Origin of the sequence: Dactylosporangium darangshiense (assembly GCF_039537565.1) — a bacterium.
GTDB classification, from domain to species: Bacteria; Actinomycetota; Actinomycetes; order Mycobacteriales; family Micromonosporaceae; genus Dactylosporangium; species Dactylosporangium darangshiense.
Genome location: NZ_BAABAT010000012.1, coordinates 79,534 through 105,938 on the forward strand (window position 1 = coordinate 79,534; position 26,405 = coordinate 105,938).

The window sequence follows — 26,405 nt, forward strand, 5'->3', positions numbered from 1 at the left end:
ACGGCGAACGGCCGCCGGGAGGAGCTCCCGGCGGCCGTCCTGTGTGCGGTGTCTTACGGGTTGATCGTGATCGTGAACGTGCTGGTGGTGTTGCGGATGTTCTCCGCGTTGTTGGACAGGGTCAGGTGGTTGAACGTGACGGCGCCGAACGCCGGGCCCTGACCGGGCTCGGGCAGCTCGTTGGCCCAGATCCCGATGCCGGACTTGGCGTCGAACGCGTCACCGCTGCGCTTGGCGCCACTGATGCTCACGTTGGTGAACACCGTGTCCTGGAAGATGTTCTCGTGGGCGCTGCCCGTGTACTTCGTCTGGAACATGATGCCGGAGTACGTCGGGTCGACGATGTCCACGTCGGACACCCGGATGCCGCGGAACTCCTTCGAGGCCGAGAACGCCCAGATGGCGCCGAAGGCCTGCTGGCCCCAGAAGTGCCCGCCGTCGCGTACCAGCGAGACGTTCTGGATGGTCGTCGGCTGCGTGCCGAAGCCGACGAACGGGTAGCCGAAGTCCAGCGAGCTGATCGTGATGCCGGAGTAGCACAGCATGTCCGCGATGTACATGTTGCGGAACGTGTTGTTGTACCCGCCGTAGACCGCGAAGCCGGCCGCGCGCCAGGTGAGCGTCGCGGACAGGTTCTCCCACAGGTTGTCGTGGTTGCCCACGGAGCCGCCGCTGTCGATGGCCGAGAACAACGCGAACGAGTCGTCGCCGGTGGAGCGGGCGTCGATGTTGTTCAGGTGGGTGTTGGTCGTGTCGTTGGTGAAGTTGATGCCGTCGGCGAACGTGTCACGGATGCGGCTGTTGCTGATGTTGATGCCGCTGTTGTGCACGCCCCAGTACATGCAGACGGTGTGCTCCACCCAGACGTTGTCGATCGTCAGGTTCTGGTTGTCCTTCAGCTCGCCCCAGACCTTGCCCGGGCCGTCGATGCGCTCGACGTAGTTGCCGAAGAACGCCAGGTTCTTGAACGTCGAGCCGTTGGCCGAGGTCTGCACGGCGAAGCCGGCGTCGGTGTTCTGCTGGTCCTGCGGGGTCTGGAACTTGGTGTACCACGGCCCGGCGCCGACGACCTGGAGGGCCTTGCCGGAGATCTGGAACTTGCCGGTGGTGGTGTAGGTGCCCGCCGGCAGGTAGACGCCGACGGCCGTGGAGCTCTGCGATGCGTTGGTGAACGCGTTCTGCACGTCCTGCTGCGTGAAGCCGGCCGGGGTGATGTACGTGGCCGGGTTCGGGTTGGCGATCGGCGCGACCTGCTCCAGGTTGATGAAGTCGATCGCGAAGTTGCCGCCGTTGGCCGAGTCCTTCTGCAGCTTGATCACGTGACCGGCCGGCACCGTGCTGTCGAGCATGATGTTGGCTTCGTCGTAGATGTGCCGCGGGCCCGTGCCGGGGGAGTTGGTCGGCGACGCCTCGTTTCCGTACAGCCACGAGAACTTCGACGTCAGCGTGATCGCCTTGGCGAAGCTGCCGTCGACGTAGATGTTCAGCGTCGTGGTGGTGCCGTCCGGGATCGAGAACCGGGTGACGAGCGTGTTGGTGCTCGCCCGGGTCGTCCACTGCACGAACGAGCCCGTCGAGTTCAGCGTGACGGCCTTGCGGCCGGACGCCTCGCCCGCGATGTCGCCGATGGTGCGGTTGGGCCCGACGACCTGCGCGCCGCCGCCGACGGTGCCGTCCTCGGCCTCGTACATGTCGTAGGGCATGTTCGCGCCGCGCCCGACGAACAGCGGGTTGTCGCTGGTGTTGTTGCCCTGCTTGATGGACAGCTCGTTGGTGTCCGCGGCGAGGACGGTGTGCACCGTGTACTTGCCGTTGACCGCCGTCCACGTGCCGAGCGTGATCACCGGGGAGCTCGCGCCCGCCGCGATCGTGCCCGTGTACGAGCCGGTGAGGGTCTTGACCGTGGCGCCCGTGGAGTCCAGCAGCGTCAGCGTCACGCCGTGCGCGCCGGCGGCCGAGGCCTGGGTGCCCTGGTTCTTGATGACCACCGTGAACGTGACCGTGTTGCCGGCCGACGGGTTGCCCGGCGACCAGGCCACCGGCGCGGCGACGAGGTCCGAGCTCTGCACCGGCTGGACCACGAGGCTCGTGCCGCTGGTGAACGCGTTGTTGCTCTCGTCGGTCTCGACGACCGCGTTGCTCTCGTCCACCTTGGCGCTCACCGTGTAGGTGCCCGCGGTGCGCGGCCCGATGTTCGCGGTGAAGGTGCCCTGCGCGCCGGCCGCCAGGGCCGTCACGTTCGCCGTGCCGGCCAGGACGGTGCCCTGCGCGGTGGCGAGGTAGAAGTTCACGTTCGTCGCGCCGGACGCCGCGGTGCCGTTGTTCTTCACCGTCGCGGTCAGGTTCACCGAGTCGGTCTCCACCGGCGAGGCGGGCGAGGAGCTGATCGCCGTCACCTGCAGGTCGGGGTTGGGCGCCGGGGTGCCGAAGACCTGGAACTCCGCGACCTGGCCCGACGGGGCGCCGGTGTTGGAGTTGAACTTCAGCTGCACGTCGGCGACGCGGGCCGACACGGTGATGTCCACCGAGTTGCCGGTCGCCGGGTCCCAGCGGTAGTCCGCCGCCGACACCAGGTTGGTGTAGCCGGTCGCGCTCTGCTCACGCCCGAGGACCTGCAGGTTCTGGGTGCGGGCGCCCCACGCGGTGCTGGGGTCGAGCTTGAGCGTGATCTTGCTGATGTCGTGGTTGGCGCCGAGCTTCACGGTCAGGGTCGCCGGGTAGCCGGCCGCGCCCTCCCAGTAGGTGGTGACGCTGTTGTCGTTGGCGTTGGCCGGCACGAACGTGAAGACCGAGCCGCTGGCGTCCATCGTCTTGCCCAGCGCCACGTTGGTGCCCGGCGGCGGGTTGCCGGTGCCGGTGCGGGTCACCGTGTTGCTGGCCGCGGAGGCGTTGCCGGCGGCGTCGCGGGCCTTCACGTAGTACGTCACCGTCGCCGAGTCCGGCTGGTTGTCCGTGTAGGTCAGCACGTTGCCCGCGACGCTGGCGCGCAGCGAGTTGTTCGCGTAGACGTCGTAGCCGGCGATGCTGCCGCTGTTGTCGGTCGAGGCGGTCCAGGTGAGCTTGATCTGGCCGCTGGCCGGCTGGGTGTAGGCGAGGCTGCCGGGCGCGGTCGGCGCCTGGGTGTCCGGGTTGGTGCCGGTGCGGGTCACCGTGTTGCTGTTCGGCGACTGGTTGCCGGCGGCGTCGCGCGCCTTGACGTAGTACGCGACCGTCGCGGTGTCGGGCTGGCTGTCGGTGTACGTCAGCACGTTGCCGGCGACGCTGGAGCGCAGCGTACCGTTGGCGTAGATGTCGTACCCCGCGATCGAGCCGCTGTTGTCCGTCGAGGCGGTCCAGGTCAGCTGGATCTGGCCGCTGGCGGGCTGGGTGTAGGCGAGGTTGCCCGGCGCGGTCGGCGCCTGCGTGTCACCGCTCGTCGGGCCGTAGACCTCGAGCTCGGAGAGCTGCGCGGCCGGCCAGCCGGTGTTCGCCGTGATGTTGACCCTGATGTACCGCGTCGTGGTCTGCGTGAACGGGATCGTCACGGTGTTGCCCGAGGCGGGGTCGAAGTTGTACCCGCTGGAGGCCACGATGTCGGAGAAGGTGCTGCCGTTGGTGCTGCCCTGCACGGACAGTGTCTCCTGGCGGGCGCCCCACCCGGTCGGCAGCTTCAGCACGACCGAGCTGACCGGCACGGCCGAACCGAGGTCGACCTGCAACCACTGCGGGAAGGTGTTGTTGGTGCCCTCCCAGTAGGTGCCCTGGTTGGAGTCGCCGCCGTTGCTCGCCACGTACTGGGCGTTGGCGGAGCTGGCGGTGAAGGTCTTGCCCGCGGCGAGGTTGCTGCCGGTGGTGCTCACGCCGTAGATCTCGAACTCGGAGACCTGCGCGGCCGGCCAGCCGGTGTTGGCGGTGATGTTCAGCCGCACGTACCGCGTGGTCGTCGCGTTGAAGTTGATGGTGACCGTGTTCTGGGTGGACGGGTTGAACACGTACCCGGCCGAGCCGACGATCGTGCTGAAGCTCGTCCCGTCGTTGCTGCCCTGGACGGACAGCGTCTCCGTGCGGGTCTGCCAGGCGGTGTCGGCCGGCAGCTTCAGCTTGATCTGGTCGATGCTCTTGGCGCTGCCCAGGTCGATCTGCGCCCACTGCGGGAAGGCGTTGTTGGCGCTCTCCCAGTAGGTGGCCTGGTTGCCGTCGTTGATGTTGCCGATGCCGTTCTGGCCGTTGGTGCTGCTGGAGGTGGCGGGGCGGCCGCTGGAAAGGTTGGGGCCACCGGCGGCCTGCGCCGGCAGCGTCTGCGCCGTCACGGCGACGAGGGTGGCTACGGCGAACGCCGCCAGCACCCTTCGCGTCACGAGCCTTCTGCTCATCGGGTTCCTTCGTCGTGTCGTCTCATGCGTCCGAGCGGGGTGTTGGTGGTACTGCGTGGCGACGCGTACAGACGGACGGTGACTCGACCTGCGACCCGCGATGACGGGGTTGGGCGCATCGGGCGAAGCTTTGGCGTGGGTCGGCGTCGGTTCGCCGGACAGCGTCCCGCGCCAACGGCTGCGGGGTTGGCGGTGCGATCCGGCGGTGCGGTCCTGTGCGGTGGCGGCCACGTGAAGGTGCTGGGCATCGCATATGGCCCGGTCGATGCCGGGCCGGCTGTTCAAAGGTCGCGAGGTGGTGGTCCGCGACCGTGCTGCGGCAGGTCCCACTGCACGGGGTCTGGCCTCTCCGTAGGCGGGGTGTGGGCGACGGCGGCCGGTTGGCGGTCCGGCTGCGATCTAGTTGCGGAGAGTAGCGTAAGTCTGTCGAGCGCTTGTAGGAATCTTGCACTGCGTTGCGCCAAATGTTGCAGACTTGCTACCGGCTCGTCAACGGTCTGGCGTGTTGAAGTCGCGCGAACAGTGACAACAGTCTTTGGTTGTGTGCCATCCCGTGTGGTTGTTGCGTTGGATCCTGCGCGGCTGCTGTGGAGTCCTGTGATGACTTTCGAAACGTTCCTGATTCGTTGCTCGCAGGGCTGGTGTTGCCGGGATGTTTCGTGGTTCATTCGTCGGACGGACCGACGAATGAGGCGCGTCGATGCGCCCGATCTGTTCGTCCGATCGCTTGGACAGGCGCGAGGGGCTCGCTGCAGACGGCCCGGCGCCGGGGGAGGGCTGTAATGGTGAGCAAGGAGCGTGCCGGTGCCGGATCCGCCGAGGAGCCGACCGACCAGCTCGCCATGCGCCGGTCCAACCTGACGCGGACCCTGCGCCACATCCGCATCAACGGCCCTCGCTCGCGTGCCGCGATCGCCGCGGCCACCGGCCTGCACAAGGCGACCGTCTCGAGCCTCGTCGACGAACTGCTCACCCGCCGCCTGGTCCGCGAGATCGGCGCCGAGCACTCGGGCGGCGCCGGCCGCCCCGGCCGCGGCATCGCCCTGAGCCCCGACGTCGGCGCCATCGGCATCGAGATCAATGTCGACTACCTGGCGGTGCACGGCAGCGACCTGACCGGCCGAACCGTCATCGAGAAGCGGGTCAGCTTCGACGCCATGCACCGCGACGTGGAGCGCTGCCTGGACGACCTCACCGAGGCGGCCCGCCGCTCCCTGGCCGAGCTGGTGCGCCGCGGCGTGACCCCCGTCGGCCTGACGGTGGCGGTCCCGGGTCTCGTCGACGTCTCCCGCGGCGTGGTCGTGCTGGCCCCGAACCTCGGCTGGCGCGACGTCCCGGTCGCCACTCGCCTCGCGCACGGCCTGGCACCCGGCCTGTGGATCGGCGTCGATAACGACGCCAACCTGGCGGCCCTGGCCGAGTACACCTGGGGCGTGGCCGCCGGCACCGACGATCTGGTGTACCTGACCGGCGAGGTCGGCGTCGGCGGCGGCGTGATCGTCAACGGCCGCCTCCTGCGCGGCGCCGACGGCTTCTCCGGCGAGGTCGGCCACCTGCCCGTCGAGCCCGGCGGCGCACCGTGCGGCTGCGGTCGCGTGGGCTGCTGGGAGACGAAGGTCGGCCTCGCCGAGCTCGTGCGCCGGGCCACTCCCGACGCCGCCTACGGCCCCGGCGACGCCCCGATCCCCGACCCGCAGGAGCGCATCGCCGAGGTCGCCCGCCGCCTGTCCGCCGGCGACCGCGCAGCGACGGAGGCCGTGGCCGAGGTCGGCCGCTGGCTGGGCCACGGCGGCGCGATCCTCGTCAACCTGTTCAACCCGCGGGTGATCGTGCTGGGCGGCTACTTCGCCGAGCTGGCCGACCACCTGATCCCGGCGGCACAGGCCAACCTGGCCCGCCTGGCGGTCGCGTCAACGGCCGCCCGCTGCCACTTCGTCGCCTCACACCTGGGCTTCACCGCAGCCGCCCGCGGCGGCGCCGGCGTGGTGGTGGAGCGCATGATCGAGGACCCGACGGCGGTCTCGCTGGCCGCGCAGCCCCCGCTCGCGAGCGTGCACTGACCCTCAGCCCTCCACCCACGGCCCGCCCGCCCGCTCCCGCCACAGCGCCGCGGCCTCGGCGTCCCCGCGGTGCAGCAGGCCCTCGGCGTACGCCTCGACGGTCCGCACGTGCACCTCGACGCCGTCCTGCCCGTACGCGGCCCGAAGCTGCGACCAGTGCATCCGCAGGTTGTCGCGACCCGGTTCGCGACCAGCGCCCGACCTTGCCGAGCACCTCGCGCACTGGCGGTTGATCTCGGGCTCGTCGCCCGAGGCCGGCCGTTCGAAGGCCTTGGCGAGCTCCTCGGTGCGGATGGTGGCGGCCACGAGTACGGGCTGGCCCGGACGCGAGATCAGCCGCTTGAGGGTCACGCCGGTCAGCATGCCCGCGCCGATGTACGTCTCCACGTCGTCCAGCCACAGCACCGCGGGCGCCAGGCCGGCCTCGGACTGGGCGAGCGCGTGCACCTGTGCGCCGTCGGGGCAGAGCATCTGCCAGGACGGCACTTCGTGGCGCGGCGCCTCGTACAGCATGCGCGTCTTGCCCGCGGCCGCGTCGCCGACGAGCACGATGAAGCCGCCGGACGCCTTCCGGCTGCGGATCCAGGCGCGGATGTCGTCGTCGAGGTCGCGGGCGACGTACTCCGGGAAGTAGGCGGACAGCCCGGGATCGGCGCCCTCCGGGAGTTCGACGGACGGATGGACGTCCATCTCGATCCGCGCAGTCGACTCGTCGACGCGCACGCCGTAGCCGGGTATCGACTCGACGATCTCGCGCTGGCGCTGGCGGCGCTCCATCGGGCGGCCGAGGGCGGCGCTGGCGAGCTCGAGCGGCCGCTTGGCGAGGCTCAGCACGGCGGCGAGCACGGCCGTGACCGCCGCGAGTATCCACGACGGCCACGTGAAGCGGCCCGCGGCGAAGCCCTGCGACGCGCCGGCCAGGACGATGAGCAGTACGCAGGCGGTCCACAGCGCGGCGAGGGTGACCCGCCGCCGCAGGGCCGGGCGGGTCATGACGCGGCGCGGTCGATGGACACCGTCAGGTCGCGCAGCTCGTACGACGAGATGTCCTCCTTCATCGTGATCCGCGGCGCGCGCGTCATGCGCAGGCCCGGCAGCGCGAACAGGCGCGTCAGGAAGATGTCGGACTCCTGGATGGCCACGTGCGCGCCGGGGCAGCGGTGCGGGCCGTCGCCGAAGGAGAGCGCCATCGGGGCAACGCCGGTCGGCAGGGTGCGGGCCGGGCACACCTGGCCGGGGTCGGCGCCGACGGCGGCCGGGTCGAGGTTGGCGGTGCTCACCGCGATGTCGACCAGCTCGCCGGGCGGGATCGTCACCGTCGTGCCACCGGGGCCGGGGACGCTCACCCCGGCCGTCGTGCGGCGCTTCAGGTTGCCGACCACCGGCTCCAGGCGCAGCAGCTCGTGCAGCAGCGCGAAGCGGGCCGGTTCGGGGCTCTCGAGGTACCGAATCCGCAGCTCTTGATCTGTGAAGAGATGCCAGGCGGCCAGGTTGACGAACTCACGGGTCGTCACCATTCCCGCGGCCGCGAACGTGATCACCTCGCCGAGGATCTCGCCGTCGCGGCAGCCCTCGTCGAGCAGGTGCGAGATGAGGTCGTCGCGGCGGGCGCGGCGGCGGGGGCGGATGGCGGGGCGGACGTCCTTAAGGTAGATGGTCAGGAACTGCACGTTCTGGCGGAAGAACCAGCGCAGGCCGTCGATGCTCGTGAGGCCGGGGCGGCCGAACTTCTCCGGGAAGAAGCGCTGCAGGCGCTCGTCGATGCCGGGCCGGCTCTCGGTCAGGCCGATCACCGCCGCGGCCACGTCGATGGCCAGCCGGAAGCTCAGCGTCGACAGGTCGGCCTCGCCGTCGCGGCGCAGCACGTCCAGCTGCCGCTCGGCGATCTCGATCATGAGGTCGCGATAGTGCTCGTCGACCCGCCGCGGCGTGAAGAATCGCGCGGTCCGCCGTCGGTACTCCCGGTGCTCCTCCCCGTCGCGATACAGCACCGGCCGGCGGATCTTCGGCGGCAGGTTCTCGACGGTCTCCACTCCCAGCCCCGCCTGCACGGTGTCCGTGCTGCGCAGCACCGCCCGGCCCGCCGCGTGGCCGCGCACCCGCCACACCCCGTCGTCGCCGCGCTCGACCGGGCAGCCGACCTCCACCGCGCCCCGATCGACCTTGCGTGCCGTCTCCATCGACATAGAGTAAAGCCTGCCCACGGTACGGCGAGTCGGCTCGTACGCCTGTTCGAAATCGGGTACGATTCCCTCATGATTGACCTCGCGTACCAGCCGTCGATGTTCGACATCGCGGGCCCCTCCCTGGGCTCGCTCACCGGCCAGGTCACCCGGCACCAGCTGAGCCGAGGCGCGTGGGTCGATCACCTTCCCGGCTGGGTGCTCGGCTCCGACGCCATCCTGCAGACCCTGCTGCACGAGGTCGAGTGGCGCGCCGAGCGCCGCAAGATGTATGACGACGTCGTCGACGTGCCGCGCCTCCTGCGGTGGTATCCGGCCGAGGAGACGCTGCCGCATCCGCTGCTGACGGAGGCGCGGCGCCGCCTGACCGCCCACTACGTCGAGGAGCTCGGCGAGCCGTTCATGACGGCCGGGATGTGCCTGTATCGCGACGGCCGCGACAGCGTCGCCTGGCACGGCGACACGATCGGGCGCGGGGCGCGCTTCGACACGATGGTCGCGATCGTGTCCTTCGGGTCGCCGCGGACCATGCTGCTGCGGCCGCGCGGTGGCGGTGACAGTGTTCGGTTTCCGCTCGGGCATGGCGATCTGATCGTGATGGGTGGGTCGTGTCAGCGGACTTGGGAGCATGCGATTCCCAAGACTGCTCGGGCGGTTGGGCCGCGGGTCAGCGTGCAGTTTCGGCCGGCTGGGGTGGCGTGATCGTTTCTTCCGGGCGGGCCGGGCCGGGGCGGGCCGGGGGCGGGGGGCCGGGGAGCCGGGGGCGGGGGGCCGGGGGAACGTGTGGCTCTGAAAACCCCCGGCGCTTGCGGGTTTGGTAGTGGGCGCTCAGTCAGCGTTCGTGCTTTTGGTGCGGTCCGGCGCGGGGCGCGGTTGAAGCCGACGACCTTGCGGTTTCGCGGTGGGGGCGCAATCGGCGTTCGTGCTTTTGGTGCGGTCCGGCGCGGGGCGCGGTTCTCCGTTCTCCGTGGGGGCCGAATCCATGGTTGGGCTTTTTCGTGTGGGGCGATGTCGCCTGGTGACTGGGTTGCGCGATGGCCGTATCGTGAGAGCGGCTCGGATCGTGGAAGGTGAGCCGTCGATGAGTCCCGCCGATCGCTTTGGGGTGTTTCCCGAACTGCACGTCACCGTGGAACCGTTGCCGGGGCAGGCGCTCCGGGTGCGGGTGGCGGGGGAGGTGACGATGGAGAGCGTCGCCGAGCTCAAGTCCGTGTTGTTCCGGGCCATTGACGACGTGCGCGCTCGGGCCGTCGAGGTCGACCTCGCGATGGTGACCTTCATCGACTCCACCGGGATCGGCAAGCTGGTGTCGGCCCGCGCACATGCCATCAGCAACAACAGCGATCTCTGGGTCGTCAATCCCAGCCCCGGTGTGCGGCGGGTGCTCAGCATGCTCGGGCTGCTCGAGGTCCTCAGCACGCCGACCGGCAACAGCGGGTGGGCGCCGCCGAAGTCTGCCTGAGGGCGCCCGAGCCGCCGCGTCCGGCGTTTTGTTTCCACGATCATGCGTTTTCGGCCTGCTCGAGGCCGGTTTCGCATTGTCGAGTCTCGGGACGTCCGTGACAGATCAGTCATCGTCCAGCGGGGCGCCGGTGCGGTCAGTGGCCTGCCAGGTGCGGCCGCGACTCGGTTGACTGTGCACGATTCAGCATTGCATCAGCCAGCCCCTTTCGGGTGTCGCGTGGGCTCGGGTTTGCGGACTTTGAACCGGGCGATGGCCTTGGCGGCGGTGCGGGGCACATCGGCCAGGAGTTGGTCGCTGTCGTGGACGCGGAAGAGGGGTCGGTGGATGCTGTTCCGGTCGAGTCTGCGTCCCGGGGCATGGGCACCGTTTGTCAGGCCGCGGCAGGTGCCCGGGGGCCGGCCGGACGGGCCGGCCCCCGGGGTGTGTCAGTTGCCTTCGCCGGCGCCACCGCGGCGGCTGGAACTCGGGTTGGGGTTGGTGGGCGGGGTGCCGTCCGGGGACACCCAGATGACCATGCTGTTGTCCGTGCCGTAGGCGGCGTCGTAGACCTTCCACGAGCCGGGGACCTGGTCGGCCGGGGCGTCCAGGGACTGCCAGCCGACGCGGTACAGGATGGTCTTGCCCTGGGCGGCGAGGATCTTGCGGACCTCGGCGACGGTCTTGCCGTGCAGCGCGTCGGTCTTGGCGCCGCCGCCGGACTGGGTGCCGACCTCGTCCTGCTCGCCCGGCAGTGGGGCGCGGCCGAACGTGATCCGGGCGTAGGACTTGAAGTTGAGCGGGACCTTGACGCCGACGGTGCAGGCTCCGTTGGACGTGCAGTGGCCGGGGTCTTCGATGTAGGTCAGCTGCCCGGGCTCGCCGACCTCGTCGAAGATGACCATGCCGATCTGCTCCGGCCGGACCGGAGCCAGGGAGATCTTGATGTCCAGGCCGCGGCGCTTGAGCTCGGCCTCGTAGCGGGCCGGGTCGGCGGACGGATCCTTGATCGTGATGACCAGGTAGCCGGCGTCCTCGGTGATCGACAGCGCGTTGGCCGGTGCCGGTCCGCCGACGGGCGACGAGGCCGGCAGTGCGGCGAAGGCGGCGAACGCGGCCGCGGCAAGGGCGGCGACGATCGGGACGCCGATCAGCCAACGCCGTCGGGTGAGGGCCCGCCCGGGGCGATCCGCGGTGGCCATGATGGCCCGCATGAGGGTCTCGTCCGGGCTCGTCCGGAGGTGGACGGTCGGGGCGAGCAGACGGATCAGGGCGTCCTGCTCCTCGTCGACGTCATGCATCGAAGCTCCTCAGTGGCGTGGTGACGGAGGTCTGCGCGAGCGCGTCGGCGAGGCGCTTGCGGGCCCGGTGCAGCCGGATTCGGGCCGCGTTGACGGAGCAGTCGAGCGTGACGGCGAGGTCCTCGGCGCTCAGCCCTTCCCAGGCGACGAGCCGCAGCACCTCCCGGTCGGCCTCGGTCAGGGTGGCGAATGCCGCGCCGAGCGAGGCCGGAACGTCCGGCTGCACCACCGTCGCCTGCGACAGCTCCTGCCGCAGCCGTTCGGCGAGGTCGGCCCGCCGCCGGTCCGCCCGGTGCTGGTTGGCCATCACGTTGCGAGCCACCCCGAACAGCCACGGGCGAGCCCGATCGAGGGGTATCTCGCCGATCCGTCGCCACGCCACGAGAAACGTGTCGGCGACGACGTCGGCGGCGTCCTGCGGCCGGTCCACCCGGCGCAACGCGTAGCCGAGCAGGTCCTGATAACAGCTGCGATAGAGGTCTTCGAACCGAGCGGTGCTGGAGGGTGCTCGTGCCAAGGTATGGCTCCCGGTCTCGCGGTGGGCGATGGTCACCGGATACGTGTCCGCTCGCGGCCGATCATTTCAACGCCCGTTCGACATGCCAGGAGCCGGGCAATCCGGGCGCCTATGAGGACAGCGCCCTCGCCAGGCGGCGCACGCCCTCGTCCAGCAGGTCCGGTGGGGCGGCGGCGAACGTCAGGCGGAGGTGTGGGGCGTCGGGCTCCGCGGCGTACCAGGGGCGGCCGGGGAAGACGACCACGCCGGCCGCGGCGGCCGATGTCGTCAGCTGTACGTCGTCGGTGCCGTCCGGCAGGGGGAGCCAGGCGTGCATGCCGCCGCGCGGGACCGGCGGGGCGGGGCACGCCGGGAGGTGGCGGCGGATGGCGTCCAGGAGGGCGTCGCGGCGCAGGCGTAGCTCCGTGCGCAGGGTGCGCAGGTGGCGGGGCCAGGCGGGGGACGTCACGAAGTCCAGCGCGGCCTGCTGCAACGGGCCCGAGACGAAGAAGTCGTCCAGGACCCTGGCGGCGCGCAGGCGGGCGCCGGCGGGGCCCCGGGCGGCGATGGCGGCCACCCGTAGGCCGGGGGCCGCGGACTTCGTCAAGGAGCGCAGGTAGATGACGTGGCCGTCCGGGTCGTCGGCGACCAGTGGGGGCGGGGGATCGCCGTCGATGGACATGTCGCGGGCGTAGTCGTCCTCGAGGAGGAAGGCGCCGGCGGTGCGGATCTCGGACATGACCGATGCGCGGCGGGCGGGGGAGAGCGTCGCGCCGTGTGGGTTGGCGAACATGGGCTGGCAGTAGAAGAGGCGGGCGCCGGTGCGGCGTAACGCGGCCGCCAGCAGATCGGGGCGCACGCCCTCGGCGTCGGCCGGGACCGGGACCACGCGCAGGCCCGCGGCGCGGGCGGCGGCCAGGGCGCCCAGGTAGGTGGGTGACTCCACCAGCACGGCGTCGCCGGGGGCGGCCAGGGCGCGGAACGCCGTCGACAGGGCCGACTGCCCGCCGGGGCAGATGACCACGTCCTCGGCGCGCATCGCGCCGCCGGCGCCGCGGGCGAACCAGGCGCGCAGGTCCTCGCGGCCCTCGACCGGGCCGCGCAGCCAGCTCGCGGGCTGGCGGGCCGCCCTCGCCAGCGCGGCGCCCAGCGACGCGGACGGCTGGAGGTCCGCGTCCAGGTAACCGCTGGACAGGGGGATCGCGCCCGGGCGTGGTATCGCCAGGAGGGCCTGCATCGCGTCCTCGCCCGCCGGGCGTGGGCCCAGGGCGATCGACTGCCACGACAGGTCGGGGCGGGGTGGGGACACGGCGTGGGTGGCCACGTACGTGCCGCGGCCGGGCTGGGTGTCCAGCAGGCCCTCGGCGGCCAGGGCGCGGATCGCGCGGCTCACGGTGATCGGCGACGCGCGGTGCTCCGCCGTCAGCTCGCGCACCGTTGGCAGGCGCGTGCCGGGCGCGGACGCGGCCGCCCGGGTGCGGAGATCTTGGATAACGCGGAGCGTTGCGTTATCGTCATTCATGGAAGACAAGGATAACGTTACTCGCCGGAAAGCGATAACGGGGGCGGGGCTCGGAGCGCTGGGAGTGCTCGCGTTCAGCATGTCGCTGCCGGCCACCCGCGTCGCCGTCGAGCATCTCGACCCGTGGTTCGTCGCGTTCGGGCGGGCCGTCGGGGCGGGGCTGCTCGCCGTCGCGTATCTCGCGATCGTGCGCGCGCCGCGGCCGAGCCGGGTGCAGTGGCGGCGGCTCGCGGTGGTGGCGCTCGGGGTCGTCGCCGGGTTCCCGATGTTCACGTCCCTCGCCCTGCAGACGAGCACCGCGACGCACGGCGCCGTCGTCATCGCGCTGCTGCCGGCCGTCACCGCCGGGTTCGCGGTGCTGCGGGCCCGCGAGCGGCCGGCTCCGGCGTTCTGGGTGGCCGGCGGTGCGGGGCTCGTCGCCGTGCTCGCGTTCCTCGGGCTGAGCGGCGCCGTCTCCGGCGCGGTCGGGCCGGCCGACCTGTTCCTGCTGGCCGCGGTGGCGTTGTGCGGGCTCGGGTACGCCGAGGGCGGCGCGCTGTCCCGCGAGCTCGGCGGGGCCCGCACCATCTGCTGGGCGCTCGTGCTCGCGCTGCCGTTCACCGTCGCCATCGCCGGGGTCGCGGCCGCCTACCACCCGCCGCACGCCACGGCGGGGGCGTGGGCCGGGTTCGGCTACCTCACCGTCGTGTCCATGTTCCTCGGGTTCTTCGCCTGGTACGCCGGGCTGGCCCGCGGCGGCGTCGCCCGCGTCGGGCAGATCCAGCTCGGCCAGCCGGTCCTGACCATGTCCTGGTCGGCGCTGCTGCTGCACGAGCACGTCCCCGCCGTCGCGCTGGTCGCCGCCGTCGCCGTGCTCGCCTGCGTCGCCGCGACCCAGCGCCTCAGGAGCACCGCACCGGCCGCAGCGATACTGACCGGGGCGCAACACTGACCGGGGCGCAACACTGACCGGGGCACAATGAGGGCGTGCGCATCGCCTTCGCTGCCGACGACCGTAATGCGACCACCGACGCCGTGGTGGCGGAGCTCGAAGCGGCCGGGCACGAGATAGTCCGGCTCGACGAGCTGCCGTGGCCCGACCTCGGTGCCGGGGTCGGGCGCGCCGTCGTGGACGGGCGCGCCGACCTCGGCGTCGTCATGTGCTGGACCGGCACCGGGACCGCCATCGCGGCCAACAAGGTGCCGGGCGTCCTCGCCGCCGTCGCGTGGGACCCGTGGGTGGCGCGGGGCGCGCGGCTGTGGAACGACGCGAACGTGCTCGCGATGAGCCTCAAGCGGCTCGCGCCCGACGTGGCCGTCGAGGTGCTGCGGGCGTTCCTGGAGGTGCCGTCGCCCGATCCGGACGAGGCGCAGAACATTGCGCTGCTGAAGAGGCTCGACGCCCCTCGGTGACCAATCCGTTATCCGGTAAAGAGTTCCGGGGTGCAACCGGGCCGACGAGCCCGAGGTCATTGCACAGTGAACGGCGACGAACATCGCCGCGCACGCGACGTAGCCAACTGAACATCAGGATCTACCGACGTTTTCGCGACCGCCATGGGTGGGCGTGGTGCATGCCTGCGCCCTGGACCACTGTGGACGGTCCTGAGTGGACGCCGGCCGATCCGTGCTGCCCGCGTGCGGTCACCCCCTGATCCGCGGCACCACAACCGCGGCGCCTGGAAAGGTCCGACACGTGAATAAGCGAGCAAGTGCGCTCGTGGCCGGTGTGGCCACGGCGGCACTGCTGCTGTCCGCCTGCGGTGGCGGCTCCAGCAGCGACAATACCAGCAACAACGGCGGCACCAAAGACTCCGGTTTCAACGCGGCCGTCGACAAAATTCTGAACCCGTCCGACAAGAAGGGCGGCACGCTCAAGCTCACCGTCCACGACAACCCGGACTCGCTGGACCCGGCCATCGCGTACTACGCGCAGGTCTGGAACTTCATGAAGGGCTTCTACGTCCGCTCGCTGCTGACCAACGACGCCAAGCCCGGCGCGGACGGGCTCAAGCTCGTGCCCGACCTGGCCTCGGACATGCCCGCGATCGAGGACGGCGGCAAGAAGTACACCTTCAAGCTCAAGTCGGGTCTGAAGTGGGAGGACGGGTCGCCGATCACGTCCAAGGACATCAAGTACGGCATCGAGCGCATCTTCGCCACCGACGTCATCAACGCCGGGCCCAAGTACCTCGTCGACATCCTCGACGAGGGCCAGAAGTACCCTGGCCCGTACAAGGACGCCGACCCGGCCAAGCTGGGCCTGCGGTCGGTGCAGACGCCGGACGACTCGACGATCATCTTCACGCTCGACAAGCCCAACTCCGACTTCGCGCTGCTGCTGTCGCTGCCGTCTGCGAGTCCGGTGCCGGCGAGCCAGGACAAGGGCACCCAGTATGCCAACCGCCCGTTCTCCTCGGGCCCGTACAAGTTCGAGTCGTACGACGAGGGCAAGAAGCTCTCGCTCGTGCGCAACGAGTACTGGGACCCGAAGACCGACTCCGTGCGCAAGGCGCTGCCGGACCGGGTCGAGGTCACCTACGGCACCGCGGTCGAGGAGATCGACAACGAGCTGCTGTCCGAGGAGGTCGACCTCGACATCGCCCAGACCGGCGTGCAGCAGGGCACGCAGCCGAAGATCCTGCTCAACGCGGACAAGAAGAAGAACGCGGACGCGCCGGTGACGGGCTTCATCCGATACGTCGCCATCAGCACCAAGGTCGCGCCGTTCGACAACATCCACTGCCGCAAGGCCGTGCAGTACGCGACCGACAAGATCACGATGCAGACGGCGCGCGGCGGCCCCGACGCCGGCGGTGAGATCGCGACCAACATGCTCCCGCCGACGATGGCCGGTCACGACGACAAGGACGACGTGTTCAACACGAAGTCGGGCAAGCCGCAGATCGACAAGGCCAAGGAGGAGCTGGCCGCGTGCGGGCACCCCAACGGCTTCGACACGGTGCTCGCGACCCGCAACTCCGGCAAGGAGCCCAAGACGGCCGAGGCGCTGCAGCAGGCGCTCGCCGTGGTGGGCATCAACGCCAAGATCGACCCGCAGGACGCTGCGCTGTACTTCCGCTCGATCATCGGCTCGCCGTCCAACGTCCACAACAAGGGCTACGGCCTGATGATGGCCGGCTGGGGCGCGGACTACCCGAAGGAGTCGGGCTTCCTGCAGGTGCTCGTCGACAGCCGGGCGATCTCGGCGTCGGGCAACAACAACTACGCCGAGCTGGCCGACCCGTCGATCGACGCGCTGATCGACCAGGCACGGGCGGAGGCCGACCCGGCCAAGAACGCCGAGATCTGGAAGCAGATCAACAAGAAGGTCTCGGAGTCGGCGGCGTACCTGCCGTTCACCTACGACAAGGCGCTGAACTACCGCAACCCGCGGCTGACCAACGTCTTCGTCACCCAGTACTACGGCATGTACGACTTCGGCAGCCTGGGCGTCATGAGCTGACCGCTTCGGGAGTGCCCGGGTCGACGAGGGACTTCCCGGGCACGGCGGTGACGCGTCCGGCCGCTCTTCCTCCTTGGAGTGGCCGGACGCGTCCGGCCCGGGTCCGTGGCCCGACGGACCCGGGCCGCGTTTCTCAGTAGGCGACGTTGACGCGGTGGTGTACCCAGCCGGGCTCCTCCAGGGCCCGCAGCATGGCGTCGGCGACGTCGGCGCGCGACAGGGTCCCGCCGCCGCGCACGTTGCGGTCCACGACCGTCCGATATGGACGCTGCGGCCCGTCGGTCAGCCGCGGCGGCGAGACGAGCGTCCAGTCAAGGCCGCTGTCGCGCAGGACGCGCTCGGCGACGGCGAGGTCCGTGAAGCCCTCCCGCAGCAGCCGCTGCAGCAGCGGCTTGGCCACGAACCGCGTGACGAACCCGTCACCGGAGTCGGCGACGCGCCCGGCCGCGTCGACGCTGACGATGCGCCGCACGCCGGTGGCGAGCATCGCGGCGACCTGCGCGCGGGCGCCGTCGGCCTGCACGCTGCTGCGCGCGGACGGGTCCAGCTTGCGGCGGGCCCGCATCTCCGCCACGCGCAGGCCGAGCGCGGACAGCACGGCGTCGCGCCCGGCGACGGCTCCGGCGATGGCCTCGGCGTCGCCCAACTCGGCCACGACGACGTCGCAGCCGAGGTCCACGGGCCGGCGGGTGACCGCGGTCATCGCGTGGCCCCGCGCGATGCCCTGCCGGATCAGCTGCGAGCCGATGCCGCCGGTCGCCCCGAACACGGTGATTTTCACTGCGCCCTCCCCGAGTGGTTAGTGAGTGCTCACTAACCCCTACAATGACATGCGTGACGCAGTTCGGGAAGGGTTGCCGCCGTGGCGACCCGTGACGTGATCCTCGACGCCGCCGCGCGGGTGTTGCGCGAGCGCGGCCTGGCCAACGCCACGACGAAGGAGATCGCGCGGGAGGCCGGCTTCTCGGAGGCGACGCTGTACAAGCACTTCCGCGACAAGCTCGAGCTGATGGTCATGGTGCTGCACGAGCGCGGGCCGCAGTTCATCCCGATGCTGCAGACCCTGCCGCGGCGCGCCGGCACGGACCCGGTCCGCGACATCCTCACCGAGCTCGCCGAGGTGTGCATCACGTTCTACCGCGACGGCTTCCCGATGTTCGCCTCGATCTTCTCCGACCCGGCGATCCTGTCCGCGCACCGCGAGCGCCTGCGCGTGCAGAACCTGGGCCCGCACCGGGCCAACGAGGCCCTGGCCGCCTACCTGCGCACCGAGCAGGAGCTGGGCCGCATCGCGCCGGACGCCGACACCGAGGCCCTGGCCGGGCTGATCCTGGGCGCCTGCTTCCAGCACGCGTTCATCACGCACTTCATGCCGGAACCCCGCGACGACCGCACGGCCGCCGCGGCCTTCGTGTCCCAGCTGCGGCTGTAGATCGTGGCACCGCGGACCTGGCAGCGGAGGGCCGCCAGGCCCGCAGCGGTGTCTGGTGGGAACAACGGTCGCAAGTTGCGCGGACCCGAGTCCCCTTAATAACGAACGATCAGCGCGATCCGGCCGTCGGCCGCGAGGCTGTCGTCGCCCACGAACGTGACGTCGCCGCCCTGGCGGGCCACGGACTCCACCACGTCGTCGACGGCGTCGTCGAGCAGCGTGCCCGGGCCGTCGGCGTGCGGCTCCTGCTCCGGCGGGTGCAGGTGGTCCTCGTGAACCCAGGCGGGGCTGTGGTAGCCCTCCTCGACCAGCAGGTGCGCGCCGCGGCCCTGCTGCGCCAGGGACCACACCTCCGGCAGGCCGGCGGCGAAGCGGTTCGCGCCGCGCGCCGCGTCCAGCGACTCCAGGGCCGCGACCTGCTCCATCGCCGTGTACGCGGCCAGGCGCGGCGCCAGCAGCTGATACACCTCGTGCGCGCCGGCGTGGTCGTAGTTGCCGGTCACGGTGCCGGCGAACGGGCGGCCCCAGACCTGCTCGAAGAGCGCCAGGTAGCGCTCGACGCCGAGGACGAACACCGGCCGCGTGTCGAGGCTGTCGATGTCGGTGAGCGCCGTGGCGATGTCGCGGAAGAACTGCCGGTGCCGCTCGTCGCGGTGCGCGCTGGGGTTCTGGCCGTAGTCGCGGGGCAGGCCCATCGTGCCGCCGGGGCCCTCGTGGGTGAACGGGAAGCCGTGCGAGCTCACCTCGACGAGGTCGGGGCCGTCGCCGCTCCACAGCCGGGTCGGCTGCTCGGAGAGCACCAGCGCCCAGTACCGGTGGCGGCGGGCCGCGTCGGCGACGACGTCGCGCACCTCGTAGGTGTCGGCGATGACGACCCGCTCCTGCACCGGGCTCTCCAGCAGGCGCACGTGCACCTGGCCGGGCGAGGCGAACAGTGCAAGGCCCTCGCCGGTGTGCCGCAGGTCGACGCGCTCGGCCGCCGTCGCGATCTCGTCGTACACCTGGTTGGCCACGTCCCGCGGCACGGTCTCGTCGGACTCGAGGCGGCGGCGGGCCTCCGACAGCAGGTTGCGCAGGCGGATCGGGTCCTGCTGGTTCCCCGGCGCCTTGCGATGGGTCGGCATCAGCAGCGAGACCGCCGGGTACCCGCTCGGGGTCAGCGTGGCCAGATCCTTCACCGTCATGAGCCCACCGTGCCTCTGCTGGCCGAGGACCGGCCCCGCCCGCGGGGAATGACCTAGGCTGCCTGCGTGGGGAAGCGATTCGAGATCGTGCGCGAGGGCACGCTGCCGGTCGGCCAGGTCGACGTCTTCAACGGGTTCACCGGCGGCACGGCCGGCTGGCTGTGGCCGGTCGAGTACGAGCCGCGCGAGGGCGGCGCGGCCGGCTTCGGCGGCACCGTGACCGTGTGGGACCCGCCGCACCGGGTGGTCAGCCGCATGGAGGGCCCCGAGGGCTGGTTCAACGAGCTGGAGCACGTCGTCACCCCGGTCGAGGGCGGCGCGCACTTCCGCTATGTGCACAGCGGCATCTTCGTCGACGACTGGGAGCAGCAGTACGACGGCGCGAGCCAGCACACCGACTTCTACCTGCACACCTTCGCGCAGTACCTGCTGCACTTCCGCGGCCGCCCGGCCACCTGGGCGAGCATCGACGCGCCCGCGCCGCACGACTTCGCGGCCCTGGTCCGGGCCGTCACCGGCGACGCGGAGCAGGGCGAGACGGTGTGGTTCGACGCGCCGGTCACCGGACCGGTCGAGGCGGTCGTCGACTACCGCCACCCGCACTTCGCCGGCCTGCGCACCGAGGGCGCCCTGATCCGCCTCTTCGGCCGTTCGGCGTTCGGCGGCGCGGACGCGGTCGCCGTACACGACTTCACCGGGACGCCGGCCGCGGAGATCGAGTCGGCCTGGAGCGCGTGGTTCAAGAACCTGAGATAGGACTCGGGCCGCGTCACTTACAGACCGTAATTGCCACCAGCGCCTGGTCTGGGTCGATTACAGCGAAGCCTCATCGAGCCAGACTGGGCGAACCGCTGCGGGCCTGGCGGCCCTCCGCTGCCACGTCCGCGGTGCCAAGAGCTGTCCGATCCGGCGCCCGCCGTTCGTCGTCATGGCAAACGCGCCGGAGGAGGCCGAACTGTTGTGCGAGGACGTGCGGGCCGCGGTGGCGGACGCGTACCGCGAGGAGTGGGGCCGGATCGTCGCCGCGCTGATCCGGCTCACCGGCGACTGGGACCTCGCCGAGGAGTGCGCCCAGGACGCGTTCGCCCGGGCGCTGAGCCGCTGGCCGGCCGACGGCGTGCCGCGCCGCCCCGGCGCCTGGCTCACCACGACCGCGCGCAACCGGGCCCTCGACCGGCTGCGCCGCCGTGCCCTCGAGGCCGACAAGCTGCGCGAGGCCGCCGTGCTCCGGGAGGTTGCGATGCCCGACCCCTTCGACCCGTTCGACCCCTTCGACGACGACGCGCCCGCGGTACCTGACGACCGCCTCGAGCTGATCTTCGCCTGCTGCCACCCGGCGCTGTCGCTGGAGGCCCGGGTCGCCCTGACCCTGCGCAGCCTCGCCGGGCTGACCACGGCCGAGATCGCTCGGGCGTTCCTGGTGCCCGAGCCCACGATGGCGCAGCGGATCGTGCGCGCCAAGAACAAGATCCGCCGCTCCGGCATCCCCTTCCGGGTGCCGCCCGCACACCTGCTGCCCGAGCGGCTCGACGCCGTGCTCACCGTGCTGTACCTGCTGTTCAACGCCGGCTACAGCGGCGGCCTGCGGGCCGAGCTCACCGGCGAGGCGATCCGCCTGGCCCGCGTGCTGGCCGGGTTCATGCCCGACGAGCCGGAGGCGCTCGGGCTGCTCTCCCTCATGCTGCTGCACGAGGCCCGCCGGACCGGGCGCGTCGACGCCGCCGGCGACCTCGTCCCGCTGGACCGCCAGGACCGCGGCGGCTGGGACCGGGCGGCGATCGACGAGGGCGTCGCGCTGCTCGAGCGGGCGCGGCGGCGCGGGAGCGCCGGGAAGTACCAGCTCCAGGCGGCGATCGCGGCCTGCCACGCGGGCGCGCCGAGCGCCGCGGCGACCGACTGGCCGCGCATCGCCGGGCTCTACGCCGAGCTGGCCCGCATCGCGCCCGGCCCGGTCGTCGAGCTCAACCGGGCCGTCGCCGTCGCCATGGCCGACGGGCCCGCCGCCGCACTGCCCCTCGTCGACGCGCTGCGTTCGAGCGGGGCCCTGGCGGGGTACCACCTGCTGCCGGCGACCCGGGCCGACCTGCTGCGCCGGCTCGGCCGCGACGCCGAGGCGGCCGACGCCTACCGGGAGGCACTGGAACTGGCCGGCAGCGAGGCCGAGCGACGCTTCTTCACCCGCCGGTTGACGTCGCTCACCTCGTAGCGTCACCCGGAGCGTGAGTTCAGTCACCAGGCGTTGGCTGATCTTGCCGCGTGTGCAAGTTTGGCTGAGGCGGGCCTCCACTTTCACGGTGGTTCGCCTACTGGGAGGTGATCGAGTGGGACCTCAGGTACCGGTCGGCTGGGCGGCGCACCGGCGGGCGGTCGAGACCCTGCAACGCTCCTACGCCGACATTCCGCCCGGCGACGCGGTGCGGCTGGCCAAGAAGACCTCCAACCTCTTCCGGCCGCGCGCCCAGGTCGGCCGCGGCCTGGACGTCAGCGGCCTCGGCGGGGTCGTCGAGGTCGACCCCGACGCCCGCACCGCCGACGTGCAGGGCATGTGCACCTACGAGGACCTGGTCGACGCCACGCTGCCGCACGGGCTCATGCCGCTGGTCGTGCCGCAGCTGCGCACGATCACCCTCGGCGGCGCCGTCACCGGCCTCGGCATCGAGGCGACCTCGTTCCGCCACGGCCTGCCGCACGAGTCGGTGCTGGAGCTGGACATCCTCACCGGCGCCGGCGAGGTGCTCACCGCGCGGCCCGACAACGAGCACGCCGAGCTGTTCGCGGCGTTCCCGAACTCGCTGGGCAGTCTCGGGTACGCCACCCGCCTGCGCATCGAGCTCATGCCGATCGCCGCCGGCGTGCGCCTGGCCAACGTGCGCTTCGACGACATCGACGAGCTGCTCGCCACCGTCGGCGACGTCATGAAGACCGGCACGCACGACGGCCGCCACGTCGACGTCATGGACGGCGTCGTGTTCCGCCCCGGCGAGAGCTACCTCGTGCTCGGCGAGTTCACCGACGAGCCCGGCCCGACCAGCGACTACACCGGGCAGGACATCTACTACCGGTCGCTGCGCGCGAAGGGCACCGACCGGCTCTCCGCCTACGACTACCTGTGGCGCTGGGACACCGACTGGTTCTGGTGCTCGTCCGCCTTCGGCGCGCAGGTCCCCGCCGTGCGCCGGGTGTGGCCGCGCCGGTACCGCCGCTCGGACGTGTACCACCGCATCGTGCGCCTCGAGAACCGCTACGGCCTCGCCGCGCGCGTCGGCCGGTGGCGCGGCGAGCTCGACCGCGAGCGGGTCGTCCAGGACGTCGAGCTGCCGCTGGAACGCACCGGCGACTTCCTGCGCTGGTTCGCCGCCGAGGTGCCGATGGCCCCGATCTGGCTCTGCCCGCTGCGGCTGCGCGAGCGCGAGTGGCCCCTGTATCCGATGCACGCCGGCCAGGCGTACGTGAACGTCGGCTTCTGGGGCACCGTCCCGATCGTCCCCGGCGCCGCCGACGGCGACGTCAACCGGGCGATCGAGGCCAAGGTCTTCGAGCTCGGCGGCCACAAGTCCCTGTACTCCGACGCCTACTACGACCGGGAGACCTTTGACCGGCTCTACGGCGGCACCGCGTACCGCGCCGCCAAGGACCGCTACGACCCCGGCCACCGACTGACCGACCTCTACGACAAGGTTGTGGGGCGCAAATGACCAGCACATACCGTTCGAGCAACACTCGCGGGTCCGTTCCCGGCCAGCCCCGCCGCCGGCCGCCCGTGCCCACCGTCGCCGACATCGTCCGGGCCGTCACCAAGGGCGAGCCGAGCGTGCGCATCACCGCCTACGACGGCAGCGCCGTCGGCCCCGAGGACGCCGCCATCGGCCTGCACGTCGCCTCCGAGCGCGGCCTGTCCTACGTGCTGACGGCCCCCGGCGACCTCGGCATGGCCCGCGCCTACGTGACCGGCGACCTCGAGGTCCGCGGCGCGCACCCCGGCGATCCCTACGAGGTGCTGCGCCAGCTCGCCACCGGCCTGCAGCTGCACATGCCGACCCCCGGCGAGGCCCTGCGCCTCGTCCGCGGCCTCGGCTGGGAGCGCCTGCTCCCGCCGGCGCCGCCGCCGCAGGAGGCCACCCCCGGGTGGAAGCGCACCCTGGCCGGCCTCGGCCTGCGCCACGCCCGCGGCCGCGACGCCGAGGCCATCCACCACCACTACGACGTGTCGAACCGCTTCTACGAGATGGTGCTCGGCCCGTCGATGACGTACACCTGCGCCTGCTACCGCTCCGAGTCCGACACCCTCGAGCAGGCCCAGGCCAACAAGTACGACCTCGTGGCCGGCAAGCTCGCCCTGAAGGCCGGCCAGCGCCTGCTCGACGTCGGTTGCGGCTGGGGCGGCATGGTCCGCCACGCCGCCCGCGAGTACGGCGTGAAGGCCCTGGGCGTCACGCTGTCCAAGGAGCAGGCCGCCTGGGCGCAGGCCGCCATCGAGCGCGAGGGCCTGTCCCACCTCGCCGAGGTCCGCTACCTGGACTACCGCGACGCCCCGTTGGAGCACTTCGACGCCGTCAGCTCCATCGGCCTCACCGAGCACATCGGCGTGCGCAACTACCCGCGGTACTTCGGCGCCCTGCGCGACCGCCTCAAGCCCGGCGGCCGCCTGCTCAACCACTGCATCACCCGCTCCGACAACCGCGCCTCGCACAAGCCCGGCGCCTTCATCGACCGCTACGTGTTCCCCGACGGCGAGCTCGCCTCCCCGGGCCGCCTCGTCAGCGCCGTGCACGACGCCGCCTTCGAGGTCCAGCACGAGGAGAACCTGCGGTTGCACTACGCCCTGACGCTCGCCGGCTGGAACCGCAACCTGGTGGAACACTGGGACGAGTGCGTGGCCGAGGTCGGCCTGGGCACCGCTCGCGTCTGGGGCCTGTACATGGCCGGCTCGCGCCTGGCCTTCGAGCGCAACGAGATCCAGCTCCACCAGATCCTGGCCACGAAGACCACGAAGGACGGCGTCTCGTCGTACCCGTTGCGCCCCGACTGGACCCCCTGACCCGTTTCGGCGTCGCGCGGCCCGTTCGGGCGGGCCGCGCGCGCCGTGACCGTTTTGCGACTCTCGGCTTTCTCCCAGGGAGAATCCAGTTTGGCGGAAGCAGAGCTGTGCAGTCTGGACACCATGAGTGACCAGGACCGCCCGTGGGACGCCCCGCTGAACGCCGCTGAGACCCCCGGCCCCACCGCGCCGCCGCCGACCTCGGAGCCGGCGTCCGGGTCTGCGCCGTCGCCGGCGCCCGCCGCGGCCCCGCCGCCCCAGGCGTCCTGGCCCCCGCCGTCCCCGTCGTTGTCTTCCCCGCCGGCGCCCGTTCCTGCGCCGTCGTCTCCCACCTCATCCGCTCCTTCACCGGCACCCGCGTCCTTCGCGGCCGACCCCGATCCGTGGCCGGCTCCCGTGTCTTCCGATCCGTGGACGGCCCCCGCGTCGTCCGGTCCCGCGGCGGCCTCTGTCTCGCCGCCGGCTCCTCCGGCGTTCGGTTCCTTGCCGGCTGCTTCCGTTTCGCCCGGTTTCGCCCCTCCTGGTGGTTCGCCGGCGCCTACCCAGGCGTTCCCGGCGTCGGGGATTCCCGCCTCGGGTGTTCCGGCCTCCGGTGCTCCTGCGTCCGGCGCTCCTGCCCCGGGCATGCCGGCGCCCGGATCGCCGTGGAGCCGCCCGGCCACGAACGGGCACACCGCCTCCTTCGCGACCACGCCGGTCCCGACGTCCGGCCTGCCCGGCCATTACGGAAATGTCGGTCAAACGGCGAACTTCGGCCAGCTGGGCCTGCCGCCGTACGGCCACCACGGCGCCCCGCCCCCGCCCGGCTACCCGCCGGCGCAGCCCGGTTACGGCCAACCCCCGTACGGACAGCCCGGCTACGCCCAGCCGCCCCGCCCGGGCCGAGGCGGCCGGATCGCCGCCATCGCCATCTGCGCCATCGTGCTGGCAGCGGCATCGGCCTTCGGCGGCGGCGTGATAGCCACCCAGCTGGCCGACGACAAGCCGGCCGCCGCTCCAACGGTGGTGACGCGCGACCCGGCGCCCAACCTGGACCGCTCCTCGGTCGGCGGCGTGGCCGAGGCCGTGCTGCCCAGCGTGGTCGACATCTCCACGGGCGAGGCCGAGGGTTCGGGCGTCATCATGACGGCGGACGGCCAGATCATCACGAACAACCACGTCGTACAGGGCGCCCAGCAGCTGACGGTGACCTTCAGCACCGGCAAGACCGCCCCCGCGAAGGTGGTGGGCACCGACCCGGCCGGCGACATCGCCGTCATCAAGGTCCAGGGCGTGTCGGGCCTGACCCCGGCCAAGTTCGGCGACAGCGACGCACTGCGCGTAGGCGACACGGTCCTCGCGGTCGGCAGCCCGCTGGGCCTGCAGGGCTCGGTGACGGCCGGCATCGTCAGCGCCCTGCACCGCACCATCTCCGGCGAGCAGGGCGGCAAGTCGATAGCCGACGCCATCCAGACCGACGCCGCCATCAACCCGGGCAACTCCGGCGGCGCCCTGGTCAACCTCAAGGGCGAGGTCGTCGGCATCAACACCGCGATCGCCACCGCGGGCGAGAACAGCAACGGCAACATCGGCGTGGGCTTCGCGATCTCGGCGAACCGCGCCCGCTTGGCCGCCGACCAGCTGGTGAAGGGCGGCAAGGTCAGCCACCCGTACCTCGGCGTCCAACTGACCGACGGCAGCGGCGGCGGCGCCCTGATCGGCGGCGTGGTCGCCGGCGGCCCCGCGGACAAGGCCGGCCTGAAGACCGGCGACACCGTGACCAAGTTCGGCACCGCGACGATCAACGACGCCACGACCCTGATCAACGCCGTCCAGGCAGCAAAGGCCGGCGACAAGGTCCCGGTCGTCGTCAACCGCAACGGCAGCGACCAGACCGTGACCGTGACGCTGGGCGAGGCCCCGTAACACAGAGTTCCCCTTTGCTTCCCTTCCCTTTCGCAGCAGCGGCCCG

20 protein-coding genes are annotated in these 26,405 nt (G+C 71.6%); 12 read left to right on the forward strand and 8 right to left on the reverse strand.

Annotated elements, in window-relative coordinates; all coding sequences use genetic code 11:
* Window positions 1–53 precede the first annotated feature (53 nt).
* The gene (locus ABD901_RS23045; RefSeq protein ID WP_345129191.1) at window positions 54–4,352 is read right to left on the reverse strand and encodes a discoidin domain-containing protein; all 4,299 of its coding nucleotides are present in this window, start codon (window positions 4,350–4,352) and stop codon (window positions 54–56) included.
* A 782-nt stretch (window positions 4,353–5,134) separates the two neighbouring features.
* Here ABD901_RS23045 and ABD901_RS23050 point away from each other — a divergent pair.
* Window positions 5,135–6,412, forward strand: a complete 1,278-nt coding sequence (locus tag ABD901_RS23050; RefSeq protein ID WP_345129192.1) for an ROK family protein — start codon at window positions 5,135–5,137, stop codon at window positions 6,410–6,412.
* A 3-nt stretch (window positions 6,413–6,415) separates the two neighbouring features.
* On the opposite strand, the gene ABD901_RS23055 is transcribed toward ABD901_RS23050, so the two are convergent.
* Window positions 6,416–7,405 carry a hypothetical protein gene (locus ABD901_RS23055; protein ID WP_345129193.1) on the reverse strand — a complete coding sequence of 330 codons (990 nt, stop codon included), beginning with the start codon at window positions 7,403–7,405 and terminating at the stop codon, window positions 6,416–6,418.
* Window positions 7,402–8,592, reverse strand: coding sequence for a cytochrome P450 (locus ABD901_RS23060; RefSeq protein WP_345129194.1), 1,191 nt, complete (start codon window positions 8,590–8,592; stop codon window positions 7,402–7,404). The genes ABD901_RS23055 and ABD901_RS23060 overlap by 4 nt, the downstream gene beginning before the upstream one ends.
* Window positions 8,593–8,667: 75 nt before the next feature.
* Here ABD901_RS23060 and ABD901_RS23065 point away from each other — a divergent pair, with 75 nt between their 5' ends.
* Complete coding sequence (locus ABD901_RS23065; RefSeq protein WP_345129195.1) at window positions 8,668–9,297, forward strand: alpha-ketoglutarate-dependent dioxygenase AlkB; 630 nt, start codon at window positions 8,668–8,670, stop codon at window positions 9,295–9,297.
* Window positions 9,298–9,658: 361 nt separating this feature from the next.
* Window positions 9,659–10,057, forward strand: coding sequence for an STAS domain-containing protein (locus ABD901_RS23070; protein WP_345129196.1), 399 nt, complete (start codon window positions 9,659–9,661; stop codon window positions 10,055–10,057).
* A gap of 428 nt (window positions 10,058–10,485) precedes the next feature.
* Here the strand turns inward: ABD901_RS23070 and ABD901_RS23075 are convergent, their stop codons facing one another.
* The 3 genes from ABD901_RS23075 to ABD901_RS23085 all read right to left on the reverse strand — a co-directional run bounded on the left by ABD901_RS23075 (window position 10,486) and on the right by ABD901_RS23085 (window position 13,355).
* Window positions 10,486–11,337, reverse strand: a complete 852-nt coding sequence (locus tag ABD901_RS23075; RefSeq protein ID WP_345129197.1) for a hypothetical protein — start codon at window positions 11,335–11,337, stop codon at window positions 10,486–10,488.
* Window positions 11,330–11,854, reverse strand: coding sequence for an RNA polymerase sigma factor (locus tag ABD901_RS23080; protein WP_345129198.1), 525 nt, complete (start codon window positions 11,852–11,854; stop codon window positions 11,330–11,332). The genes ABD901_RS23075 and ABD901_RS23080 overlap by 8 nt, the downstream gene beginning before the upstream one ends.
* A gap of 109 nt (window positions 11,855–11,963) precedes the next feature.
* Window positions 11,964–13,355 (reverse strand): aminotransferase-like domain-containing protein, encoded by a 1,392-nt coding sequence (locus ABD901_RS23085; protein WP_345129199.1) that lies wholly within the window; start codon window positions 13,353–13,355, stop codon window positions 11,964–11,966.
* Between ABD901_RS23085 and ABD901_RS23090 the strand changes: the two genes are divergently transcribed.
* From ABD901_RS23090 to ABD901_RS23100, 3 genes are all read left to right on the forward strand, one after another.
* Window positions 13,354–14,286 carry a DMT family transporter gene (locus ABD901_RS23090; RefSeq protein WP_345129200.1) on the forward strand — a complete coding sequence of 311 codons (933 nt, stop codon included), beginning with the start codon at window positions 13,354–13,356 and terminating at the stop codon, window positions 14,284–14,286. The genes ABD901_RS23085 and ABD901_RS23090 overlap by 2 nt on opposite strands.
* 35 nt (window positions 14,287–14,321) lie before the next feature.
* Window positions 14,322–14,747 carry an RpiB/LacA/LacB family sugar-phosphate isomerase gene (locus ABD901_RS23095; protein ID WP_345129201.1) on the forward strand — a complete coding sequence of 142 codons (426 nt, stop codon included), beginning with the start codon at window positions 14,322–14,324 and terminating at the stop codon, window positions 14,745–14,747.
* 283 nt (window positions 14,748–15,030) lie between these two features.
* The gene (locus tag ABD901_RS23100; protein ID WP_345129202.1) at window positions 15,031–16,800 is read left to right on the forward strand and encodes an ABC transporter substrate-binding protein; all 1,770 of its coding nucleotides are present in this window, start codon (window positions 15,031–15,033) and stop codon (window positions 16,798–16,800) included.
* Between the two features lie 133 nt (window positions 16,801–16,933).
* Here the strand turns inward: ABD901_RS23100 and ABD901_RS23105 are convergent, their stop codons facing one another.
* Window positions 16,934–17,581 carry an NAD(P)-dependent oxidoreductase gene (locus ABD901_RS23105; RefSeq protein ID WP_345129203.1) on the reverse strand — a complete coding sequence of 216 codons (648 nt, stop codon included), beginning with the start codon at window positions 17,579–17,581 and terminating at the stop codon, window positions 16,934–16,936.
* Window positions 17,582–17,662: 81 nt separating this feature from the next.
* On the opposite strand from ABD901_RS23105, the gene ABD901_RS23110 reads away from it, so the two are divergent.
* A complete protein-coding gene (locus ABD901_RS23110) occupies window positions 17,663–18,232 on the forward strand; it encodes a TetR/AcrR family transcriptional regulator (RefSeq protein WP_345129204.1) in 570 nt (189 codons plus the stop codon).
* A gap of 95 nt (window positions 18,233–18,327) precedes the next feature.
* Here ABD901_RS23110 and ABD901_RS23115 read toward each other — a convergent pair whose 3' ends face one another.
* A complete protein-coding gene (locus ABD901_RS23115; protein ID WP_345129205.1) occupies window positions 18,328–19,416 on the reverse strand; it encodes an AOC03_06830 family ribosome hibernation factor in 1,089 nt (362 codons plus the stop codon).
* A gap of 66 nt (window positions 19,417–19,482) precedes the next feature.
* On the opposite strand from ABD901_RS23115, the gene ABD901_RS23120 reads away from it, so the two are divergent.
* The 5 genes from ABD901_RS23120 (at window position 19,483) to ABD901_RS23140 (ending at window position 26,359) form a co-directional block, all read left to right on the forward strand.
* Window positions 19,483–20,172 carry an SRPBCC family protein gene (locus ABD901_RS23120; RefSeq protein ID WP_345129206.1) on the forward strand — a complete coding sequence of 230 codons (690 nt, stop codon included), beginning with the start codon at window positions 19,483–19,485 and terminating at the stop codon, window positions 20,170–20,172.
* Between the two features lie 172 nt (window positions 20,173–20,344).
* On the forward strand, window positions 20,345–21,622 hold the full coding sequence (locus tag ABD901_RS23125) for an RNA polymerase sigma factor (RefSeq protein ID WP_345129207.1): 1,278 nt from the start codon (window positions 20,345–20,347) through the stop codon (window positions 21,620–21,622).
* Between the two features lie 115 nt (window positions 21,623–21,737).
* Complete coding sequence (locus tag ABD901_RS23130) at window positions 21,738–23,111, forward strand: FAD-binding oxidoreductase (RefSeq protein WP_345129208.1); 1,374 nt, start codon at window positions 21,738–21,740, stop codon at window positions 23,109–23,111.
* The gene (locus ABD901_RS23135) at window positions 23,108–24,454 is read left to right on the forward strand and encodes a class I SAM-dependent methyltransferase (RefSeq protein WP_345129209.1); all 1,347 of its coding nucleotides are present in this window, start codon (window positions 23,108–23,110) and stop codon (window positions 24,452–24,454) included. The genes ABD901_RS23130 and ABD901_RS23135 overlap by 4 nt, the downstream gene beginning before the upstream one ends.
* 624 nt (window positions 24,455–25,078) lie before the next feature.
* The gene (locus ABD901_RS23140; protein WP_345129210.1) at window positions 25,079–26,359 is read left to right on the forward strand and encodes a S1C family serine protease; all 1,281 of its coding nucleotides are present in this window, start codon (window positions 25,079–25,081) and stop codon (window positions 26,357–26,359) included.
* Window positions 26,360–26,405 lie beyond the last annotated feature (46 nt).

Coding starts and splice junctions, on each gene's coding strand:
- ABD901_RS23045 (WP_345129191.1), bottom strand. CDS start 4,352: ATGAGCAGAAGGCTCGTGACGCGAAGGGTGCTGGCGGCGTTCGCCGTA.
- ABD901_RS23050 (WP_345129192.1), top strand. CDS start 5,135: ATGGTGAGCAAGGAGCGTGCCGGTGCCGGATCCGCCGAGGAGCCGACC.
- ABD901_RS23055 (WP_345129193.1), bottom strand. CDS start 7,405: ATGACCCGCCCGGCCCTGCGGCGGCGGGTCACCCTCGCCGCGCTGTGG.
- ABD901_RS23060 (WP_345129194.1), bottom strand. CDS start 8,592: ATGGAGACGGCACGCAAGGTCGATCGGGGCGCGGTGGAGGTCGGCTGC.
- ABD901_RS23065 (WP_345129195.1), top strand. CDS start 8,668: ATGATTGACCTCGCGTACCAGCCGTCGATGTTCGACATCGCGGGCCCC.
- ABD901_RS23075 (WP_345129197.1), bottom strand. CDS start 11,337: ATGCATGACGTCGACGAGGAGCAGGACGCCCTGATCCGTCTGCTCGCC.
- ABD901_RS23090 (WP_345129200.1), top strand. CDS start 13,354: ATGGAAGACAAGGATAACGTTACTCGCCGGAAAGCGATAACGGGGGCG.
- ABD901_RS23085 (WP_345129199.1), bottom strand. CDS start 13,355: ATGAATGACGATAACGCAACGCTCCGCGTTATCCAAGATCTCCGCACC.
- ABD901_RS23115 (WP_345129205.1), bottom strand. CDS start 19,416: ATGACGGTGAAGGATCTGGCCACGCTGACCCCGAGCGGGTACCCGGCG.
- ABD901_RS23125 (WP_345129207.1), top strand. CDS start 20,345: ATGGCAAACGCGCCGGAGGAGGCCGAACTGTTGTGCGAGGACGTGCGG.
- ABD901_RS23135 (WP_345129209.1), top strand. CDS start 23,108: ATGACCAGCACATACCGTTCGAGCAACACTCGCGGGTCCGTTCCCGGC.
- ABD901_RS23140 (WP_345129210.1), top strand. CDS start 25,079: ATGCCGGCGCCCGGATCGCCGTGGAGCCGCCCGGCCACGAACGGGCAC.